The 2,986-nt window shown below is 76.3% G+C and carries 4 protein-coding genes; 1 reads left to right on the plus strand and 3 read right to left on the minus strand.

Features of this window, described 5'->3' with window-relative positions; all coding sequences use genetic code 11:
* Positions 1-171: 171 nt before the first annotated feature.
* From A6R01_RS16450 to A6R01_RS16460, 3 genes are all read right to left on the minus strand, one after another.
* The gene (locus A6R01_RS16450; RefSeq protein WP_292608189.1) at positions 172-774 is read right to left on the minus strand and encodes a methyltransferase; all 603 of its coding nucleotides are present in this window, start codon (positions 772-774) and stop codon (positions 172-174) included.
* Complete coding sequence (truA, locus tag A6R01_RS16455; protein ID WP_292608192.1) at positions 771-1,661, minus strand: tRNA pseudouridine(38-40) synthase TruA; 891 nt, start codon at positions 1,659-1,661, stop codon at positions 771-773. The genes A6R01_RS16450 and truA overlap by 4 nt, the downstream gene beginning before the upstream one ends.
* A gap of 74 nt (positions 1,662-1,735) precedes the next feature.
* Positions 1,736-2,632, minus strand: coding sequence for a PfkB family carbohydrate kinase (locus A6R01_RS16460; protein ID WP_292608194.1), 897 nt, complete (start codon positions 2,630-2,632; stop codon positions 1,736-1,738).
* A gap of 35 nt (positions 2,633-2,667) precedes the next feature.
* On the opposite strand from A6R01_RS16460, the gene A6R01_RS16465 reads away from it, so the two are divergent.
* A partial coding sequence (locus A6R01_RS16465) for a GntR family transcriptional regulator (protein WP_292608197.1) occupies positions 2,668-2,986 on the plus strand: 319 nt, incomplete at its 3' end.

The following is a 2,986-nucleotide window of genomic DNA, read 5'->3' on the forward strand; positions in this document are numbered from 1 at the left end:
GACGACCCCGCCGCCGCCCCCCTCCTCGCCGAGGCCATCACCCCCTGACCCCCACCGCCGAGAGGTCGCTCACGCACGGCCGAACCGTCACTCGCGCACGGCCGAACCGTCACTCACGCACGGCCGAGAGGTCGCTCACGCACGGCCGAACCGTCCGCCCGCGCACGGGCGTCAGCCGCGTCGGGTCTCCAGGATCCGGAACCCCTTGGCCGATGCGAGCCGCGTCGTCGGCCAGCCCTGCTCTCCGAGCCAGCGCTGCAGCGAGTCGGCGCCGAGGTTCTTGCCCACCACCATCACCGCGCGCCCGCCCGGAGCCAGCCGCGGGAGCCAGGTGAGCAGCAGGTCGTGCAGCGCCTGCTTGCCGACCCGGATGGGCGGGTTGGACCAGATCTCGTCGTACGTCGTCGTGGGATCGACCTGCTCGGGCAGCTCGGCCCGGTAGCGGTCGGCGACCCCGAGGGCCGCGGCGTTCTCCCGGGCCAGCAGCAGTGCCCGCTCGTTGACGTCGACGGCCGTCACGCGCACGGCCGGAGCGGCCACGGCGGCGGCGAGGCCGATCACGCCGTACCCACAGCCGAGGTCGAGCACGTGGCCCCGGCTCGGCGCCTCGGTCTCGCGGAAGAGCACCGCGGTGCCGACGTCGAGGCGCCCGCGCGCGAAGACGCCCGAGCCGGAGTCGAGGGTGAGGTCGACGCCCCACACCGAGGCCGTGACCGGCTCCCGCCGGAAGGCGACCGTCGGGTCGGCGGTGAAGTAGTGCTCGTCCTCGGTCATCCCTCGCCCTCCTGCGTGGTGTCAGCGTCGGCCCCGTCCAGCGGCGGACGGCGGGCGCGGGTCTGCTCGGCCCGTGCGGCGAGCTCGTCGTCGTCGGGGTAGCCGACCTCCTCCAGGGTCAGCCCGTGCGCGTGCGCCACGGTGACCTCCGGCGACCGGCTGGTGGCCCCGAGCACCTCGGCCGGCCAGGTCACCTCGCGACGCCCCTCCCCCACGGCCAGCAGGCAGCCGACGAGCGCGCGCACCATCGAGTGGCAGAACGCGTCGGCGCGCACCGTCGCCTCCAGCACGCCGTCGTCGCGGCGCACCCAGGTGAGGTCGAGCAGGGTGCGGACCGTGGTAGCACCCTCGCGCTGCTTGCAGAACGCGGCGAAGTCGTGCAGCCCCACCAGCGGCCCCGAGGCCGCCTGCAGCGCCTCCAGCGACAGCGGCCGCCGCCACGCCAGCACGTGCGACCGGGTCAGCGGGTCGACCGAGGCCGGGCGGTCGGCCACCCGGTAGACGTAGCGGCGCCACGTCGCGGAGAAGCGGGCGTCGAAGCCCTCCGGCGCCTCACGCACCGAGCGGACGACCACGTCGTCGGGCAGGATGCCGCCGAGCCGTCGGACCAGCGCGTCCAGCGGCGGCTCGGGCGAGCGCCCCGCGGACGCGACGAGCTCCTCAGCAGTGGTGTCGACGTGGAGCACCTGACCACGGGCGTGGACGCCGGTGTCGGTGCGCCCCGCGCAGACGACCGGCACGCGCAGCAGCGTCCCGTCGGCCTCACGCCGCCTCAGCGCCACCGCGAGCGCCTGCTCCACCTCGCCCTGCACCGTGCGCAGGCCCGGCTGGGCGGCCCAGCCGTGGAAGCCGCCGCCGTCGTAGGCGAGGTCGATCCGCAGGCGCACGGAGCCATCCTCGCGCAGGCCGTCCCCCTCCGGCACATCGAGCCGGCACATCGAGCCGTCGGGTCGAGGGGTCCTCAGAGCTCGGTGCGGTACGGCGGGTCGGCCCCCGGCCGCGACACCGTCACCGCCGCGGCCCGCGCGGCGTGCGCCAGCAGGTCCTCGACGACCTCGTCGGTGAGCACCGGCAGACGGCCCCCGAGCAGCCCGTGGGTCCACAGCCCGTCGACCAGCGCCGCGGCGAAGGTGTCGCCCGCGCCGATCGTGTCGGCCACCGTGACCGGTCGCGACCCGACGTCGACGCGCCGATCGGCCTCGACCCAGCTCGCGCCCTCCCCACCGCGCGTGACGACGACCGCGCGCGGGCCGAGCCCGGCGAGCCGCCGGGCCGCGGCCTCGACCGGCAGGTCCGGCCACAGGGTCTCGAGGTCCTCGTCGCTCACCTTCACGACGTCGGACAGTGCGATGAGGGCCTCCACGGTCGCGACCACGTCGGCGCCGGTACCGGTGATCGACGGCCGGGCGTTGACGTCGTAGGTGATCGTGGCGGCCCCCCGCACCCGGTCGACGAGGGACCGCACGTCCGCCGCGCCCGGGGCCAGCACCGCGCCCAGCGAGCACACGTGGACCGCCATCGGCGCCGGCTGCACCGGCACCTCCCCGAGCTGCCAGTCCACGTCGAACTCGTACGACGCCGCGCCGTCCGACCCGATCGTGGCCACGGCCGAGGACGTCCGTCCCACCACATGCGGGTCCGACGCCAGGTCGACCCCGGCCGTGGACAGGTGGTCGGCCAGCACAGCGCCGTACTCGTCCTCGGCGAAGGCGGTCGCGAACCGCACCGGCCGGCCCAGCCGGGCCAGCGCCACGGCCACGTTGGCGGCGCTCCCGCCCGCACGCTCGCTCACCGAGCCGTCGCCCGCGTGCACCACGTCGACCAGCGCCTCGCCCACCACCAGCACGTCCGGTTCCATGCCCCGCTGTCTAGCACGATGCCTACCCTGGGGCCGTGAGCGTCCTGCCCCTCGACCCGTCCTCGTCCGAGCCGCCCTTCGAGCAGCTGCGCCGCCAGGTCGCCACCCGCGCCGCGAGCGGCGACCTCGCCCCGGGCACCCGGCTCCCGACCGTCCGGGGCCTCGCGGCGGAGCTCGGGCTCTCGGCCGGCACCGTCGCCCGCGCCTACAAGGAGCTCGAGGCCGACGGCGTGGTCGTCACCGAGGGACGACGCGGCACCTTCGTCCGCAGCGGTGCGGCGGCGGGGACCGGCGCGGCCCACGCCGCCGCCACGTCGTACGCCGCCGAAGCCCGCCGCCTGGGCCTGGGCCTGG

This window comes from Nocardioides sp. REDSEA-S30_B4, assembly GCF_001627265.1.
Taxonomy (GTDB): domain Bacteria; phylum Actinomycetota; class Actinomycetes; order Propionibacteriales; family Nocardioidaceae; genus Nocardioides.

Coding starts and splice junctions, on each gene's coding strand:
- A6R01_RS16450 (WP_292608189.1), bottom strand. CDS start 774: ATGACCGAGGACGAGCACTACTTCACCGCCGACCCGACGGTCGCCTTC.
- A6R01_RS16460 (WP_292608194.1), bottom strand. CDS start 2,632: ATGGAACCGGACGTGCTGGTGGTGGGCGAGGCGCTGGTCGACGTGGTG.